At 60.0% G+C, this 16,165-nt stretch carries 15 protein-coding genes; 11 read left to right on the top strand and 4 right to left on the bottom strand.

Annotation, left to right across the window (positions count from 1 at the left end):
• Positions 1 to 41: 41 nt before the first annotated feature.
• From gabT to ABDX87_RS12945, 3 genes are all read left to right on the top strand, one after another.
• Positions 42 to 1,322, top strand: a complete 1,281-nt coding sequence (gene gabT / locus ABDX87_RS12955; protein WP_346833187.1) for a 4-aminobutyrate--2-oxoglutarate transaminase — start codon at positions 42 to 44, stop codon at positions 1,320 to 1,322.
• Positions 1,323 to 1,479: 157 nt separating this feature from the next.
• Positions 1,480 to 2,700: an HDOD domain-containing protein gene (locus tag ABDX87_RS12950; RefSeq protein ID WP_346833506.1), complete on the top strand. Its 1,221-nt coding sequence runs from the start codon at positions 1,480 to 1,482 to the stop codon at positions 2,698 to 2,700.
• 188 nt (positions 2,701 to 2,888) lie between these two features.
• Positions 2,889 to 3,329 carry a hypothetical protein gene (locus tag ABDX87_RS12945; RefSeq protein WP_346833186.1) on the top strand — a complete coding sequence of 147 codons (441 nt, stop codon included), beginning with the start codon at positions 2,889 to 2,891 and terminating at the stop codon, positions 3,327 to 3,329.
• A 46-nt stretch (positions 3,330 to 3,375) separates the two neighbouring features.
• Here the strand turns inward: ABDX87_RS12945 and ABDX87_RS12940 are convergent, their stop codons facing one another.
• Both ABDX87_RS12940 and desA read right to left on the bottom strand, forming a co-directional pair.
• Complete coding sequence (locus tag ABDX87_RS12940; protein WP_346833185.1) at positions 3,376 to 4,353, bottom strand: GGDEF domain-containing protein; 978 nt, start codon at positions 4,351 to 4,353, stop codon at positions 3,376 to 3,378.
• A 143-nt stretch (positions 4,354 to 4,496) separates the two neighbouring features.
• Positions 4,497 to 5,681, bottom strand: a complete 1,185-nt coding sequence (desA, locus tag ABDX87_RS12935) for a delta-9 fatty acid desaturase DesA (RefSeq protein ID WP_346833184.1) — start codon at positions 5,679 to 5,681, stop codon at positions 4,497 to 4,499.
• Positions 5,682 to 5,861: 180 nt separating this feature from the next.
• Here desA and dibA point away from each other — a divergent pair, with 180 nt between their 5' ends.
• The 6 genes from dibA to ABDX87_RS12905 all read left to right on the top strand — a co-directional run bounded on the left by dibA (position 5,862) and on the right by ABDX87_RS12905 (position 12,267).
• Complete coding sequence (gene dibA, locus ABDX87_RS12930) at positions 5,862 to 7,784, top strand: phosphodiesterase DibA (RefSeq protein ID WP_346833183.1); 1,923 nt, start codon at positions 5,862 to 5,864, stop codon at positions 7,782 to 7,784.
• A gap of 287 nt (positions 7,785 to 8,071) precedes the next feature.
• Positions 8,072 to 8,254: a sulfur starvation response protein OscA gene (gene oscA, locus ABDX87_RS12925; protein WP_074752461.1), complete on the top strand. Its 183-nt coding sequence runs from the start codon at positions 8,072 to 8,074 to the stop codon at positions 8,252 to 8,254.
• Positions 8,255 to 8,413: 159 nt separating this feature from the next.
• A complete protein-coding gene (locus ABDX87_RS12920; RefSeq protein ID WP_074752460.1) occupies positions 8,414 to 9,424 on the top strand; it encodes a sulfate ABC transporter substrate-binding protein in 1,011 nt (336 codons plus the stop codon).
• A 143-nt stretch (positions 9,425 to 9,567) separates the two neighbouring features.
• Positions 9,568 to 10,389 carry a sulfate ABC transporter permease subunit CysT gene (cysT, locus tag ABDX87_RS12915; RefSeq protein ID WP_346833182.1) on the top strand — a complete coding sequence of 274 codons (822 nt, stop codon included), beginning with the start codon at positions 9,568 to 9,570 and terminating at the stop codon, positions 10,387 to 10,389.
• Between the two features lie 12 nt (positions 10,390 to 10,401).
• On the top strand, positions 10,402 to 11,274 hold the full coding sequence (gene cysW / locus ABDX87_RS12910; protein WP_074752458.1) for a sulfate ABC transporter permease subunit CysW: 873 nt from the start codon (positions 10,402 to 10,404) through the stop codon (positions 11,272 to 11,274).
• A 3-nt stretch (positions 11,275 to 11,277) separates the two neighbouring features.
• Entirely contained in the window at positions 11,278 to 12,267 is a 990-nt protein-coding gene (locus tag ABDX87_RS12905; RefSeq protein ID WP_074752457.1) for a sulfate/molybdate ABC transporter ATP-binding protein, read from the top strand.
• A 171-nt stretch (positions 12,268 to 12,438) separates the two neighbouring features.
• Here ABDX87_RS12905 and ABDX87_RS12900 read toward each other — a convergent pair whose 3' ends face one another.
• A complete protein-coding gene (locus ABDX87_RS12900; protein WP_092409972.1) occupies positions 12,439 to 12,975 on the bottom strand; it encodes a DUF962 domain-containing protein in 537 nt (178 codons plus the stop codon).
• A 105-nt stretch (positions 12,976 to 13,080) separates the two neighbouring features.
• Between ABDX87_RS12900 and ABDX87_RS12895 the strand changes: the two genes are divergently transcribed.
• Positions 13,081 to 13,791 (top strand): Crp/Fnr family transcriptional regulator, encoded by a 711-nt coding sequence (locus ABDX87_RS12895; RefSeq protein WP_346833181.1) that lies wholly within the window; start codon positions 13,081 to 13,083, stop codon positions 13,789 to 13,791.
• Here ABDX87_RS12895 and ABDX87_RS12890 read toward each other — a convergent pair whose 3' ends face one another.
• Positions 13,792 to 14,799 carry an AraC family transcriptional regulator gene (locus ABDX87_RS12890; protein ID WP_346833180.1) on the bottom strand — a complete coding sequence of 336 codons (1,008 nt, stop codon included), beginning with the start codon at positions 14,797 to 14,799 and terminating at the stop codon, positions 13,792 to 13,794.
• A gap of 126 nt (positions 14,800 to 14,925) precedes the next feature.
• Between ABDX87_RS12890 and ABDX87_RS12885 the strand changes: the two genes are divergently transcribed.
• A complete protein-coding gene (locus ABDX87_RS12885; RefSeq protein ID WP_346833179.1) occupies positions 14,926 to 16,008 on the top strand; it encodes a fatty acid desaturase in 1,083 nt (360 codons plus the stop codon).
• Positions 16,009 to 16,165: the final 157 nt, after the last annotated feature.

The raw sequence follows: 16,165 nt of genomic DNA, 5'->3' as shown, positions 1-16,165 counted from the left end.
CCTTGAACCACGCCGCCCGATGAGCGGCGAATGAGGAAACCATGAGCAAAACAAACGCATCCTTGATGAAACGCCGTGAAGCCGCTGTTCCACGTGGCGTTGGTCAGATTCACCCGATCTTCGCCGAGTCCGCGAAGAACGCTACCGTTACCGACGTTGAAGGCCGTGAGTTCATCGACTTCGCCGGCGGTATCGCTGTACTGAACACCGGTCACCTGCACCCGAAAATCGTTGCTGCCGTGCAAGAGCAACTGACCAAGCTGACCCACACCTGCTTCCAGGTGCTGGCTTACGAGCCTTACGTTGAGTTGTGCGAAAAGGTCAACGCCAAGGTTCCGGGCAATTTCGACAAGAAAACCCTGCTGGTCACCACCGGTTCCGAAGCGGTCGAGAATGCCGTCAAGATCGCTCGCGCTGCCACGGGCCGTGCGGGCGTGATCGCTTTCACCGGCGCTTACCACGGTCGCACCATGATGACCTTGGGCCTGACCGGTAAAGTCGTGCCTTACTCCGCAGGCATGGGCCTGATGCCAGGCGGCATCTTCCGCGCGCTGTACCCGAACGAGCTGCACGGTGTGAGCGTTGACGACTCCATCGCCAGCATCGAACGCATCTTCAAGAACGACGCCGAGCCAAAAGACATCGCGGCCATCATCATCGAGCCGGTTCAGGGCGAAGGTGGTTTCTACGTGGCGCCGAAAGCGTTCATGGCTCGCCTGCGTGAACTCTGCGACAAGCACGGCATCCTGCTGATCGCTGACGAGGTGCAGACCGGCGCTGGCCGTACTGGCACCTTCTTCGCGATGGAGCAGATGGGCGTTGCTGCCGACCTGACCACGTTCGCCAAGTCCATCGCTGGCGGCTTCCCGCTGGCCGGCGTGTGCGGCAAGGCCGAGTACATGGACGCCATCGCGCCGGGCGGTCTGGGCGGCACTTATGCCGGTAGCCCGATTGCTTGCGCGGCAGCGCTGGCGGTCATGGAAGTGTTCGAAGAAGAGCACCTGCTGGACCGTTGCAAGGCCGTCGGCGAGCGTTTGGTCACCGGTCTGCGCGCCATTCAGGCCAAGTACCCGGTCATTGGCGAAGTGCGTGCACTTGGCGCCATGATTGCGCTCGAGTGCTTCGAAAACGGCGACACCCACAAGCCAAACGCTGCGGCAGTGGCTCAAGTGGTTGCCAAAGCGCGTGACAAAGGTCTGATCCTGCTGTCTTGCGGCACCTACGGCAACGTTCTGCGCGTGCTGGTTCCACTGACTTCGCCAGACGAGCAGTTGGACAAGGGCCTGAAGATCATCGAAGAATGCTTCGCTGAAATCGCCTAAAGCGGTGAGGTCACGTTTGATTAAAAAGTGACCAAATCGTCAGAAAAGACCTGCTTCGGCAGGTTTTTTCGTTTATTGACGTCAGAAAATCCTCTTTTGGCCTGTCTCAGGCGCCGGTCTTTGACTAATGTACTGGGACTGATGCCGGAGAGTCATGATGACCGTTGTAGAGGCGCCTGCTGTACCTCGCGTGTTGATTGCCGAAGCGGACCCATGGGGTCGGGAGATGCTCAGCGAGTTGGTGCTGGATGTGCGTTGCGATGCACAACTGGATGTGTGCCTGGATGGTAAGCAGGCGGTCGAGCTCATGCGCGGCTTCATTCCCGATCTGGTGATCGCCTCTCGCGAACTGCCGGGTGTCGACGGCCTGACCCTCCTGCGTGGGGTACGGATGCTCAAGCGTCAGCCTCCCGTGCGTTTCATTCTTTTAAGCAGTCGCAACGACAGCGCCAGTGTGCGAGAAGCGGTGCAATTGGCGCCCACCGCCTATTTGACCAAACCGCTGAACATGGACAGCCTCCGCCAGCGCCTGATGACCCTGCTTTCGCCCGACGGTGCGCAAGTCGCCTGCGCGGTGCCTGCACTGGCACCGGGTCTGGGCCTTGATGCTTTTCTGGACAAGCGCCGTGAGCTGGCCGACGGTGGCCCGTTGTATGTCGATGTGCGGGACGTCATTACACGCAGCCGCACACCGGCAGGCGTCGACCTCAAAAAGCTGGAGCTGGAGCTGATCAATGACCCGCACGTCACGGCCGTCTTGATCGCAGCCGCTAACAGCGCTTCGCAGCATCAGGGCAAACCGCAGCAGACATTGGCGCAAGCGCTGGCGACCCTGGGTGCAACGCAGAGCGCGAACCTGGTTCAAGGCCTGGCGCTCAAGCGTGGCGCGATACTGTCCGACCCCGGGCTGATTCTTCAGGCCAGTCAGATCTGGGATGTCTCCCATCGAACGGCCGGTTACGCGCGGATTCTGGCGCGCACCCTGGACCTGGACCACGAGCGTTGCTATTGCGCAGGGTTGCTGAGAGGCCTGGGTGATCTGTCCGTGATCCGCTGTCTGCAAGAGTGGGTTCATGCCGGCGGCACGCTGGATGACGCCACCATCGCGCATGCGCTGGAGCAGTACGCAGCGGCGTTCGGTTCGGCGCTGCGCACGCGCTGGCGCTTGCCGTTGGAGCTGCGCGAACTGATCGCGGCGGTCTATCAATACAACACTGGCGTCTATACGCGCGAAGTGCTGGCGATGAACCTCGCCGGGCAGATGGGACGGCTGGGAGAGGAAGACCCGCTGGAAGCGCTCGCCAAAAGCAAGTCGGCGCGTCTGCTGAAGATCAACGCGTCGGATCTTGAGAGGGTACGCAGTAAGCTGGTGGCTTGATGTGACGACGGATTGCTCCGCAGTCTCGGCGTGAATATCGTCCGGGTTCGGTTTGCGCGTGAAATTTCAGTCTTCTGTCTGCTAGCACGTCCTACTTTTCTTTCAGAAATGCCTGACTTTTATCAGCGGATCTCCTCCCTATAGTTGCGTCGCTGCAACTATCTGATCAAGAACGAGGGGAGATACACATGAAGAAAATATGGACGTTGGCGGCAGTCGCCACGCTGATCGCGACCACCAGTGGCTGCGTGAGCTACAACGTAAGCCAGCCCGCAGCGCCGCTCTCGGGCGATGTCAAAACCGACCTTAAAGCCGACGTGAAAGTGGGCGAAGCCATCAGCGGCGAATCGTCCACCAACATTCTGTTTGGCTGGTTGGCGTTGGGTGGCGATAACCAGTTCGCAGACGGCGTCACCTATGGTGCAGCCGGCGGTTCCGCGATGGGCTTGCCATTGCCTGATCCGGTGTCCAACGCAAAGGCCGCCGCCGCTTATAAGGCTGTGAAGTCTTCAGGTGCGGATCTGCTGGTCGCCCCTCGTTATGAAGTTACCGTCAACGATTACTTCATCTTCAAGCAGGTGAACGTCAAGGTCACCGGCAACAAAGGCAGCATCAAGAGCATTCGATAACGCCTGGACGGCAGGCGGTCGTGTCGCACAGGCGTCACCGCCTGCTTTACACCAATACGATCTGATTCTTGCCCTGACGCTTGGCCTGATACATCGCCGCATCCGCACGGGCGTAGAGGGCTTCAAGACTCTGGTCCTGTTTGCCCAGATTGGTCAGGCCCTGGCTGGCCGTGATACCGAAGCTTTTGTCGTCACGCTGGAACGACAGCCGCTGTATCTCCCGTTGCAGGCGCTCGGCAATCTGCTTGGCCATGTCCGGTGCACAGCCCGGAAACACCGCCGCAAACTCCTCCCCGCCAATGCGCCCGAACAGATCGCCCCGGCGCAGTGTCTTTCGTCCGCACTCGGCAATACGCTGCAGCACAACATCGCCTTCCTGGTGACCGTACGTGTCGTTGACCAGCTTGAAGTCATCCACGTCCAGCAGGAGAAACGCCATCGGCGTGCCTTGCAGACGGGCCTGTTCGAATTCGCGCTGTGCGCACTCGAAGAAATGCCGGCGGTTGCTGCTCTGGGTGAGCACATCGGTGGTGGCCAGACGCTGGAGTTCGTCTTCCAGCTGCTTCTTTTCGGTGATGTCTTCGGCGATGCCGACCACGATCAGGCGTTGCCCTTGCTCGGCTTGGTGGCTGACAAAGCATTTATCGCTCAGCCAGCGCACCTGGCCGTCTGCGCGAATGATGCGGTACTCGCGGTCCTCGATGGAGCCTTTTTCCAGCACTTCACTGAGGCTGCGCTCGGCGTAATCAAGGTCGTCCGGATAGATGCTGTCGCGCCATTCGCCGAAATCGGCCAGCAACAACCCGGCCGAACGCCCAAAGATGCGCTCGTAGGCGGGGCTGACGTAGATCATGCGCTGGGTCTGCCAATCAAACGCCCACAGCACGGCGTTGACGCTGACCAGCAAGGAACTGAAGAGTTGTTCGCGCTCGCTCAAGCGCGCCACTTCCGCCTGGGCGTGCATCAGCGCCAACAGGGTTTCTGCTGCTGCGGGGATGGCGGTAGCGGGTGTCTGATTGTCCATGAGCACTGCATCTCAAAAATAAGGTGCGGCGCACAGCCACAACATCTCCACACAGCATAGTGCGAAGGTGCTAGTCAGATAGATTTAGTGGCATGAAGTTCCGACAAGCGCACATCCGGACGGATGTGCGCCGATCAACGGCATCAGGCGTGCTGAGGGCGCAGGGAGTAGGTTTTCAGCTGGTCGGCGAAGTCGCGCAGAGACTGAATGCCGCTGGCTTCGGCTTCGTGCACCCATTCTTTGATGGCCGCCAACATGTCATGGCCATTACTGCTGGTCCGGGCCCAGATCTGTTGCAGTGCCAGACGCTTTTCGTAGATCACTTTCAGCGCGTGGCTGTGCTCCAGCATGCTCTGGATACGCACCTGATGCTTGTCGTCCAGCAGACTGGTTTCACGCGACAGCAGGCGTTTTGCACGCCGGAACTGATGGCGGACAGAGGCATCGGCCTTGGCCAGCTCCTGCGCCACCAACGGTGCGATCACCAGCTTGCGATACTGCGCCATGATCTGGAAACGGTTGTTGAGGATCGCCATGGCCGTGTCCATGTCCACATGGCCCTTGCCTTCGACGCGATGCGCGATGGGTGCGACGCGCTGCACTTTGGCCAGTCGCAACCAGCAGAACAGCTTGATCCACGCCCAGCCCATGTCGAACTCCCAGCGCTTGACCGACAGTTTGGCCGAGTTGGGGTAGGTGTGATGGTTGTTGTGCAGCTCTTCGCCGCCGATCAGGATGCCCCACGGCACCAGATTGGTCGCGGCATCGCGGCACTCGAAGTTGCGATAGCCGACCGCATGACCCAGACCGTTGACCACGCCAGCCGCCCAGACCGGAATCCACATCATCTGGATGGCCCAGACGGTGATGCCGATGACGCCGAACAGCGCCAGGTCGATCACGCCCATGATCATCACGCCCAGGCGCGGGTAGCGCGAGTACAGGTTGCGCTCGATCCAGTCTTCCGGGCAGTTCTTGCCGTAGATGCGCAGCGTGTCCGGGTTCTCCGCTTCGGCGCGATACAGCTCGGCGCCTTTGCGCAGCACGGTGGACAACCCTTTGATGACCGGGCTGTGCGGGTCATCGACGGTTTCGCATTTGGCGTGATGCTTGCGATGGATGGCGGTCCACTCGCGGGTGTTCTGCGCCGTGGTCAGCCACAGCCAGAAACGGAAAAAGTGCTTGAGCCCGGCGTTGAGTTCAAGCGAGCGGTGAGCTGAATAGCGATGGAGATAGACCGTGACGCTGACGATGGTGATATGCGTCATCGCCAGGGTGACTGCGACCAATTGCCAGACGGAAAGGTCGAGCAGACCGTTGTTCCACATAGGCTGATTTGCCCTCGATTGTAACGCGAACAGGTGATGAGGTCGTTGTGTGCACAGACCCCGTACAGCAGCGCGCATTATCACTTAGCCACCAGATAAAACCAGTCGCTGTTTTAGATAAGCGTCGCAGGATGTTTCTTATCTATAATCCTGTCCTTTCGTAAGGTTTTTGACTTTTTTATGTCAGCTATCACCCGAGATGCGCTCAAAACCGCACTGTTGTATGGGCTGCTGTCGATTTTCTGGCTCGTGTTCAGTGACTGTGTGCTGCCTTTGCTGATCGAAGATTCGATCCAGCTGGCGCGTGCCCAACTGATGAGTGGTTATGCCTGGCTGGCACTCAGCGCGGTGTCGATCTACCTTGCCCGGTCCCGTTTGCTGGGGTTCATTGGCATCAAGGCGCGGGCGCAGCGGGATCAGGATCTGCAGCATCTGCGTCTGGCCGCCGCAGTGTTTGACAGCACACTGGAAGGCGTACTCGTCACGGATGCCAATGGCGTGATCGTGCACGTCAACCGGGCGTTCATGTCGATCACCGGTTACCGGCAGGACGAAGTGCTCGGCATGCGCCCGAACAAATTCAAATCCGGCCGTCACGGTCCGGATTTCTACGAGCGCATGTACAAGACCATTCTCGCCGCCGGGCAGTGGAGTGGCGAGATCTGGAATCGGCGCAAGGACGGAGAAATCTACCCGCAGTGGCAGAGTATCCGCTCCATCAAAGACGACCGCGGATCAATCACTCATTTTGTCGCCGTGTTCTCTGACATCACCAGCATCAAGCATTCCGAGCGCGAACTGGCTCACCTGGCCCATTACGACGCGCTCACCGGCTTGCCCAACCGGCTACTGTTCACCGACCGTGCGGAGCAGGCGCAGACCCATGCCCGGCGCAACAAACAGAATCTGGCGCTGTTGCTGATTGACCTCGACCACTTCAAGCACATCAACGACAGCCTCGGTCACAACGTGGGCGATGAGGTGTTGAAGGCCGTCAGCGAGCGACTTGCGCAACTGATGGAGAAGGGCGTGACGCTGGCTCGTCTCGGTGGCGACGAGTTCGCCGTGCTGATCGAGAACCCTCAGCAGGCCATGCAGGCCGCGGAGCTGGCGCAGGGCGTGCTGGACGGGCTGCGCGAACCTTTCCTGATCGACGCTCAATCCCTGTTCCTCACGGCGAGCATAGGCATCAGCATTTTTCCCAACGATGCACTGAGCGCCGAACAGCTGTTGCGCAACGCCGACGCTGCCTTGTTTCAGGCCAAGAGTCAGGGCCGGGAAAGTTATGCGTTGTACACCGAAGAGCTGACCGCCCATGCCCAGCGCCGGGTTGAACTGACCAGCGAGTTGCGTCGCGCCATTGTGAAGAAAGAATTGCGCCTGTTCTATCAGCCGATTCATAACCTGCACACCCGCCGTATCGAGGGTGTCGAGGCCCTGGTGCGCTGGCTGCATCCCCAGCGTGGCATGGTGTCGCCGGGCGAGTTCATTCCGATTGCCGAGCAAAGCGGCTTGATCGCCGACATTGATAACTGGGTGCTGACTGAGGCGTGTCGGCAGATGCGGCAATGGCTCGAAGACGGGATCAGGTTGTCATTCGTGGCGGTGAACGTGTCGAGCCGGTTGTTCGGCCGGGGCGATCTGGATCGCCGCGTGGCGCAGGTGCTTACCGAAACGGGCCTCGCGTCGCAGTATCTGGAGCTGGAAGTCACCGAAAGCGCGGTCATGGACGATCCCGAGCAGGCCATCGAACAGATGCACCGACTGCGTGATTTGGGCCTGAAACTGTCCATCGATGACTTCGGCACGGGGTATTCGTCGCTGCTGCGGCTCAAGCGCATGCCGGTGCAGAAGCTGAAGATCGATCAAGGATTTGTGGCAGGCCTGCCGGACGATGAGGACGACATTGCTATCGTCCGGGCGATCATCGCGCTTGCTCAGGCGATGGGCATGCGGGTGCTGGCTGAAGGCATCGAGCAAGCCGAGCAGGCGCATTTTCTGCTGAAGAACCAGTGTGAGCTGGGCCAAGGGTATTGGTTTGCCCGACCGATGCCTGCCGAGCAGATTGATTGGCAGCATGCGCCGGTGTTTGCGTCGACTTGACCGTCTCGACTGTAGGGGCGCGCTTGCCCGCGATAAACGATGACGCGCAATTCTGAGAGACCGCGGCGCCTTCTTCGCGGGCAAGCGCGCTTCTACAGCGATTTGTGAGGCGCTGGCTGGCGGCCAAGAGGCTCCGATGGACTGAAAACGCAACAAATGCCTTTTGGTTATATCTGCATTCTTAAATAGTATTTTTAAGAATAACCCCGCCCTTCTAATATCGCTCCCACGCCACAAGCAGCCGCCTTCCCCACGCCGCTGCGGGCAACCCATCAAGGAGCACGATCATGAGCGCATCTCTACGTAGCGTTGACGGCCAGGACGAAGCAAGCATTCTGCGAGAAATTCAGAGTGCGCTGCGTGACCTGCGTTTTGGCGCGGTTGAAATCACAGTGCACAACGCACAAGTGGTCCAGATCGAGCGCAAGGAAAAATTCCGTCTGCAGAACCCGGGTAACAAACCAAGTTGATGCACCTGTAGGAGCGCGCTTGCCCGCGAGAGGCCCGTCCAGACGCCGCGAATCCAGGGGCCGGACAATCGCATCGCGGGCAAGCGCGCTCCTACGAAAGAACGCCAAGTACCTAAAACTAGAAAAAGCCAACAACGCCAATTTCCAGGAGCTTGATTCATGTCCATTCGCCGTTACGCGCTGGCCGCTCTCGCCAGTGCCGTGTTTGCCGGTTCCGCTGTTGCCAAGGATTTCACGCTGCTGAACGTGTCCTATGACCCGACCCGCGAGCTGTATCAGGACTACAACGCCGAATTCATCAACTTCTGGAAAAAATCTCACCCGGACGACACCGTCAAAATCAACCAGTCCCACGGTGGTTCGGGCAAGCAAGGCCGTTCGGTTATCGATGGCTCGCCTGCCGACGTAGTAACGCTGGCCTTGGCCGGTGACATCGACGAGATCGCCAAGCTGGGCAAGACCCTTCCGGCTGACTGGCAGACCAAGCTGCCAGACGCCAGCACGCCGTATACCTCCACCATCGTGTTCCTGGTGCGCAAGGGCAACCCTAAAGGCATTCACGACTGGGGCGACCTGATCAAGGATGGCGTGTCGGTCATCACGCCAAACCCTAAAACCTCGGGCGGTGCACGCTGGAACTTCCTCGCGGCTTACGGCTATGGCCTGAAATCCGGCGGTGGCGATGAAGCCAAGGCCAAGGAATACATCGGCAAACTGTTCAAGCATGTGCCTGTGCTGGACACCGGCGCGCGCGGTTCGACCATCACCTTCGTCAACAACGGTCAGGGCGATGTGCTGCTGGCCTGGGAAAACGAAGCGTTCCTGGCGCTGAAAGAAGACGGCGGTGCTGACAAGTTCGACATCGTCGTACCTTCGCTGTCGATTCTGGCCGAGCCTCCGGTCGCTGTCGTCGAGAAGAATGCCGAGAAGCATGGCACCACCGAAATCGCGACCGAATACCTCAAGCATCTGTACAGCAAGGAAGGTCAGGAAATCGCGGCGAAGAACTTCTACCGTCCACGTGACAAGGAAGTGGCTGCCAAATATGAGAAGCAGTTCCCTAAACTGAACCTGCTGACCATCGACAAGGACTTCGGCGGCTGGAAATCGGCTCAACCGAAATTCTTCGACGACGGCGGGATCTTCGACCAGATCTACATCCCGCAGTAACGCAGCAAATCTGTAGGAGCTCACTCCTACAGGGGATGCCGTGGCGGACAATGCGTTTTCTGATAGATTTTCCGCCGCGCGCCTACATGGAATCAAAACAGCCCGGACTCGCTCCGGGTTACGTGTGTTAACCAAGGACACTTATGTCTCGACGCATATCCCCCGTCATACCCGGCTTCGGGCTGACGCTGGGCTACACCTTGGTGTACCTCAGCTTGATTGTGCTGATACCGCTTGCGGCCATGTTCATTCATGCCTCTCAGCTGAGCGCCGCCCAATTCTGGAACATCGTGACCGCACCGCGCGTGCTGGCCGCCCTCAAGCTGAGCTTCGGCACCGCGTTTTATGCTGCAATCATCAACGGCATCATCGGTACGCTGCTGGCCTGGGTGCTGGTTCGCTACAGTTTCCCGGGACGCAAGATCATCGACGCGATGATCGACCTGCCGTTTGCGCTGCCTACCGCCGTGGCCGGTATCGCACTGACCGCGCTGTACACACCGACCGGTCTGGTAGGGCAGTTCGCCGCCGATCTGGGCTTCAAGATCGCCTACACCCCACTCGGCATTACCCTGGCGCTGACATTCGTCACGCTGCCCTTCGTCGTGCGCACGGTGCAGCCGGTGCTGGCCGATATTCCCCGTGAAGTCGAAGAGGCCGCCGCCTGTCTCGGCGCACGGCCGATCCAGGTGTTTCGCTACATTCTCGTGCCGGCGCTGCTGCCTGCCTGGCTGACCGGCTTTGCGCTGGCGTTTGCGCGGGGTGTGGGCGAGTACGGCTCGGTGATCTTCATCGCGGGCAACATGCCGATGAAGACCGAAATCCTGCCGCTGCTGATCATGGTCAAGCTCGATCAGTACGACTACGCCGGCGCAACGTCCATCGGTGTGCTGATGCTGGTGGTGTCCTTCATTCTGTTGCTGCTGATCAACCTGCTGCAGCGACGCATCGAAACCCCTAACTGAGGAGGCGCACATATGTCCGGTCCATCGCTTATTGCCGCTTCCTCCGCCAATGCTGCCCGTCGTGGCAGCGCGGTGTCGCGGCGCATTCTGATCGGCCTTGCCTGGCTGGTCTTTGCGTTGTTTTTGTTGTTGCCGCTGTTCGTGGTCGTCAGTCAGGGCCTGAAAAACGGCCTGGGCGGATTCTTTACGGCGATTCTTGAGCCGGATGCGCTCTCGGCGCTCAAGCTCACGGTGTATGCCGTACTGATTTCGGTGCCGCTGAACGTCGTGTTCGGTGTCGCGGCGGCCTGGTGCGTGAGCAAGTACTCGTTTCGCGGCAAAGCGATTCTGGTCACGCTGATCGACCTGCCGTTCTCGGTTTCGCCAGTCATCGCCGGTCTGGTCTACATCCTGATGTTCGGCGCCCGGGGCATCTTCGGCCCGTGGTTGCAGGATCACGACATTCAGATCGTCTTTGCCTTGCCGGGCATTGTGCTGGCGACCATCTTCGTGACCGTGCCGTTCGTGGCGCGCGAGCTGATCCCGTTGATGCAGGAACAAGGCACGCAGGAAGAAGAGGCTGCACGACTGCTGGGCGCCAACGGTTGGCAGATGTTCTGGCACGTGACGGTGCCCAACATCAAATGGGGCCTGATCTACGGCGTGGTGCTGTGTACCGCGCGGGCGATGGGCGAGTTCGGCGCGGTGTCGGTGGTGTCCGGCCACATCCGCGGCGTGACCAATACCCTGCCGTTGCATGTCGAGATTCTCTACAACGAGTACAACCACGTGGCTGCATTTGCCGTGGCGAGCCTGTTATTGATCCTTGCGCTGTTCATCCTGCTGCTCAAGCAGTGGAGCGAAGCGCGCATTAGCCGTCTGCGCCAAAGCGCGGCGGAGGAATAATTCATGTCGATCGAAGTCCGTAACGTCAGCAAGAACTTCAACGCCTTCAAGGCCCTCAACAGCATCAATCTGGATATCCAGAGTGGCGAGCTGGTGGCTTTGCTGGGCCCGTCCGGCTGTGGCAAGACCACGCTGTTGCGCATTATTGCCGGGCTGGAAACGCCGGACCAGGGCAGCATCGTGTTCCACGGCGAAGACGTTTCCGGTCACGATGTGCGTGATCGCAACGTCGGTTTCGTGTTCCAGCACTATGCGTTGTTCCGCCACATGACGGTGTTCGACAACGTCGCGTTCGGCCTGCGGATGAAGCCGAAAAACCAGCGCCCGACCGAAAGCCAGATCGCCGCCAAGGTCCATGAGCTGCTCAACATGGTGCAACTGGACTGGCTGTCGGATCGTTATCCGGAGCAGCTGTCCGGCGGTCAGCGTCAACGTATTGCGCTGGCGCGCGCACTGGCCGTGGAGCCAAAGGTGTTGCTGCTGGACGAACCGTTCGGTGCGCTGGACGCCAAGGTGCGTAAGGAGCTGCGCCGCTGGCTGGCGCGTCTTCACGAAGACATCAACCTGACGTCGGTGTTCGTGACACACGACCAGGAAGAGGCCATGGAAGTCGCCGACCGGATCGTGGTGATGAACAAGGGCGTGATCGAGCAGATCGGCTCGCCGGGCGAGGTCTACGAGAACCCGGCCAGCGATTTCGTCTATCACTTCCTGGGTGACTCCAACCGTCTGCACCTGGGTGAAGACAACCACGTGTTGTTCCGTCCGCACGAAGTGTCGTTGTCGCGTCATGAAGTGGAGGGGCATCATGCGGCCGAAGTGCGTGACATTCGGCCTCTGGGTGCGACGACCCGCGTGACGCTGAAGGTCGAAGGGCAACCGGACCTGATCGAAGCGGAAGTGGTGAAAGACCACGACAGCCTGATCGGACTGGCGCGCGGGGAGACGTTGTTCTTCAAGCCGAAGGTCTGGCAGAAGGTCGAGAGTATCTGATACAGAATCTGGCCGAACCCTGTAGGAGCGTGGCTTGTCCCGCGATCTGCCGGGTACCGGCAGCAACGTTACGAATGCGATGTGACTGACACACCGCATTCAACCGTTTTTACTGCCGCTTCGCGCCAGATCGCGGGACAAGCCACGCTCCTACAGTTGATTAGCTCGCGCTTAAACCGCAGCCTTCTTCAAATTCCGTTTGTGAGTGCGCCCCACCTTCCCTTCAATGTTGTTCTGCAACTTCTTCCTCATTCCCATCAGAAAGGCGGCTTCGGCCACCACGAACAGCGGGCCGATGATCAGGCCTGTGACGTCGTCGACGAACGCCGGTTTGCGACCTTCGTAATAATGCCCCACGAACTGGATCACCCAGCCCACCACGAACAGACCGACGCCGGAGGTGAGCCAGACCAGCGTGCTCTGTTGCGCCAGGTGTGCGCCAATCCACAGAAACAGCGCCAGCACGATGCCCATCGCCACGCCAAACGGCCGATCCAGCCGCAGGTAGAACAACGTGGCCGCCACGGTGGCCAACAAGGCGGGTGACAGCCACAGCTCGCCCAGCGACCAGCTACTCCAGCCGGGCCGTGACAAGAGCACGGCCACCGCTAGCACGATCAACGGGACGCCGACGAAGTGGGTGAGGATATTTCGAGTATCACGGTGGTACGCCGCGTACTGGCTGAGGTGATCGACGAGGTTTTTCATTGTTATCCCTCCCTTGATGCGTGGATCATGCCGCTGATTTTTTCCGGCCGGGCCACCTGAAGGCTCAGCCTGCAATAAAACGCCAGCGAGAAAAAGGAGATTCACATGACGAATGGAACCCAATGGCGCTCATGGTTAGACAACGACAAATGGTTCAGCGGGTTGCCCGGCTCCTTGCAGGATAGCCTGCTGACCGTCATGCGGCAGCGGCGCGTGACCCCCGGCAAACGGGTCTTCGAATCCGGCGGCCCGGCCTGCGGTCTTTACGCGTTACTCGACGGTTCGATTCGCTTCAACGACCTCAAGAGCCAGCAACAATTGCGGCCTCAGCCAACGCTGCTGCGGCCTTACTGGTTCGGCGAGGTGTCGCTGTTCGACGATCTGCCCCGTCAACACGATGCCTACGCCGAAGACCAGATCATCCTGCTGCACATCCCTCAGGCTCCGCTTGAGGCGTTGCTGCAGGCCCATCCGCATCACTGGCGCGGGTTCAGCCAGTTGCTGGGGCGCAAATTGGGGCTGACGGTGCCGTATCCCGATGAGGTGACGCTGATGCCGACCGACGAGCGCGTCGCATTCCGTCTGCTGATGCTCACCGAAGGTTACGGCGACATGAACCGATCCGTGCGCGTGGTCTCGATTCACGACGTGCTGTCCAGGCGGCGGTTGGGGCTGGCGCCTGAAGTGGTCGACCGGGTGATTGCACAGTTCGCCGAGCGCGGTCTTCTGCGCCGTGATCACGACTCCATCTGCATTCTCGATACCGACCGGTTGCGCAAGGCGGCGTTGCACCGTCTGACACCCTTGCTCGCGTGATCAGCGAATCACGCTGTCGCGGTACTGACTGGGCGTCATGCCGGTCCAGCGCTTGAACGCCCGGCTGAAGCTGCTGGTGTCGGCAAACCCCAGCAGATAGGCGATCTCGCCCAGCGAACTGCCAGGGTCGCGCATGTGCTGCAGCGCCAGATTCTGTCGGCACTGATTGAGCAGCAGGTCGTAGCTGCAGCCCTCGTCCGCAAGATGTCGCTGCAAGCTGCGCAGGCTCAGATGAAGGTGCTGGGCAATACGTTCCGCCGAAGGCTCGCCTTCCGGAAGTTGCGTCTCGATGGCGCCGCGCACCTTGCGCTCCCAGGTCAGAGGGCTGAGCTTCTCGAGGGCGCGGTCGAGCACGGCTTCGTTGTGCTCAGCGAGTTCAGGGTTGGCGTCGTCCAGATGGCTGTCGAAATCGGCGCAGGCGAACTCCAGCAGGTTTTCCGGTGCGCCGAAAAACAGCGGCGAGCGAAAGACGTCATGCCAGGGTTTCGGGTCTGCCGGTTGTGGCCGCACCAGATGCACGGCGAGCGGTGCGTAATGACGCCCCAACCGGTTTCGACAGGTGCGCACATAGATGGCCGCGAAGGCGTCCATGGCCTCATTCGCCGGCATCGGTCCGCCTTCCGGTACGCGAAAGCGAAACTCATAACGGTCGCCCACCCGTTCAAAGCTCAGGTCCAGCGCGTCGCTCACCACCGGGTGATAACGCACGATGCGCTCGAACACTTCTCGAAGCGAGCCGCTGGCCACCAGCGCGTAGCCGAGTGCGTGAAAGGTCGTCGGACTGACGAAGCGCGACACCCGCAACCCCAGCGCGGGGTCGCCACTGGCCTGCACCGCCAGTTGCCACAATCGCGTGGTGACGGTGACCGGGTAGCGCGCATTGGGATCGTCCATCAATTGCGGATCAAGGCCCGCAGCCTGACTCAGCGCGAGACTGTCGAGGCCAAGGGCGTCGAGTTGCTTGCGCAGGGCGCGGGTCCAGCTGGCGAGAATACTCGGCTCAGGCATACAGATTGGCGCTTCCGGTCAACAGGTTGGCGTTCACGGCCGGGCGGCTTCACGCCGCGTACGGCACAGTGAAGCAGTGGTTTCACGTTGAAACATATTTCAATAATAAAACCGGAGAATGGAAGCATGCACAACACTTCTGCAAGCGCTGCCGGACTGAATGCGCAGCAGCGATCAGCGCATATTCGCGCGGTGGTGATGGCGCAAGGCAACACGCTGCGCGAGCGCTACCCAATCCTTGCGCATCAAGACGCCATCGGGGTCGGCATTCTGGTCTTTGCACTGGCGGGAATGATCGGCAGCGCAGCGCTCTATCTTGGCGGATACATGGCCTGGTGGGCGTGTCTTCTGCTCAACGCGTTCTTCGCGTCGCTCACCCACGAACTGGAGCACGACCTGATCCACAGCATGTATTTCCGCAAACAGCGTGTGCCGCACAACCTGATGCTGGCGCTGGTGTGGATGGCGCGGCCGAGCACCATCAATCCCTGGATTCGTCGGCATCTGCACCTCAACCACCACAAAGTGTCTGGCACTGAGGCGGACATGGAGGAGCGTGCCATCACCAACGGCGAGCCATGGGGCATCGCGCGGCTGCTGATGGTGGGCGACAACGTGATGTCGTCGCTCATTCGTATGCTGCGGGCCAAAACCTGGGCGCATAGGTTCAGTATTCTGAAACGCACGTTGCGGGTGTATGCGCCGCTGGCGTTGCTCAACTGGGGCGCGTGGTATGTGTTTCTCGGGTTTCACGCCGCCAATGGGATTGCCGGCCTGATGGGGACGTCCGTCGATTGGTCGGCGAACACCCTTGCGGTGATGCAGGTGATCGACATCGCGGTGGTCGTGATCGTCGGGCCCAACGTGCTGAGAACCTTCTGTCTGCATTTCGTCAGTTCCAACATGCATTACTACGGCGATGTCGAGTCCGGCAACGTCATGCAGCAGACCCAGGTGCTCAACCCTTGGTGGATGTGGCCGCTTCAGGCGTTCTGCTTCAACTTCGGCAGCACCCACGGCATTCATCATTTTGTGGTGAAGGAGCCGTTCTACATCCGCCAGATGACTGCGCCCGTGGCGCACAAGGTGATGGCCGAGATGGGGGTGCGCTTCAATGACTTTGGGACATTCGGTCGGGCGAACCGTTTTACCCCAAGGGGCGTGGAAGCGGATGCATCCTGTGGGAGCGAGCTTGCTCGCGAAAGCTGACGTTCAGGCGCTGGATATGTTTCGGCCATGAGGGCCTCTTCACGAGCAAGCTCGTTCCCACAGAGGCCGAGGCAGCTTTCAAGATTTTTCTTCGATAAAAATTTCTGTAACAACCCTCTCGTATTCTCTGCTCATCCCCGGCGAGCTGGGGGCAGAC

Origin of the sequence: Pseudomonas abietaniphila, assembly GCF_039697315.1 — a bacterium.
In the GTDB taxonomy this organism is placed as follows: Bacteria; Pseudomonadota; Gammaproteobacteria; order Pseudomonadales; family Pseudomonadaceae; genus Aquipseudomonas; species Aquipseudomonas abietaniphila_B.
Note: the sequence above shows the minus strand (reverse complement) of the source record. Positions and strands in the feature narration are given on the sequence as shown.

Bases quoted from the DNA above. Each gene is read 5' to 3' on its own strand.
- ABDX87_RS12890 (WP_346833180.1), bottom strand. From the start codon at position 14,799: ATGCCTGAGCCGAGTATTCTCGCCAGCTGGACCCGCGCCCTGCGCAAG.
- ABDX87_RS12885 (WP_346833179.1), top strand. From the start codon at position 14,926: ATGCACAACACTTCTGCAAGCGCTGCCGGACTGAATGCGCAGCAGCGA.
- cysT (WP_346833182.1), top strand. From the start codon at position 9,568: ATGTCTCGACGCATATCCCCCGTCATACCCGGCTTCGGGCTGACGCTG.
- ABDX87_RS12900 (WP_092409972.1), bottom strand. From the start codon at position 12,975: ATGAAAAACCTCGTCGATCACCTCAGCCAGTACGCGGCGTACCACCGT.
- ABDX87_RS12940 (WP_346833185.1), bottom strand. From the start codon at position 4,353: ATGGACAATCAGACACCCGCTACCGCCATCCCCGCAGCAGCAGAAACC.
- ABDX87_RS12945 (WP_346833186.1), top strand. From the start codon at position 2,889: ATGAAGAAAATATGGACGTTGGCGGCAGTCGCCACGCTGATCGCGACC.
- dibA (WP_346833183.1), top strand. From the start codon at position 5,862: ATGTCAGCTATCACCCGAGATGCGCTCAAAACCGCACTGTTGTATGGG.
- ABDX87_RS12905 (WP_074752457.1), top strand. From the start codon at position 11,278: ATGTCGATCGAAGTCCGTAACGTCAGCAAGAACTTCAACGCCTTCAAG.
- gabT (WP_346833187.1), top strand. From the start codon at position 42: ATGAGCAAAACAAACGCATCCTTGATGAAACGCCGTGAAGCCGCTGTT.
- oscA (WP_074752461.1), top strand. From the start codon at position 8,072: ATGAGCGCATCTCTACGTAGCGTTGACGGCCAGGACGAAGCAAGCATT.
- ABDX87_RS12950 (WP_346833506.1), top strand. From the start codon at position 1,480: ATGACCGTTGTAGAGGCGCCTGCTGTACCTCGCGTGTTGATTGCCGAA.
- desA (WP_346833184.1), bottom strand. From the start codon at position 5,681: ATGTGGAACAACGGTCTGCTCGACCTTTCCGTCTGGCAATTGGTCGCA.
- cysW (WP_074752458.1), top strand. From the start codon at position 10,402: ATGTCCGGTCCATCGCTTATTGCCGCTTCCTCCGCCAATGCTGCCCGT.
- ABDX87_RS12895 (WP_346833181.1), top strand. From the start codon at position 13,081: ATGACGAATGGAACCCAATGGCGCTCATGGTTAGACAACGACAAATGG.
- ABDX87_RS12920 (WP_074752460.1), top strand. From the start codon at position 8,414: ATGTCCATTCGCCGTTACGCGCTGGCCGCTCTCGCCAGTGCCGTGTTT.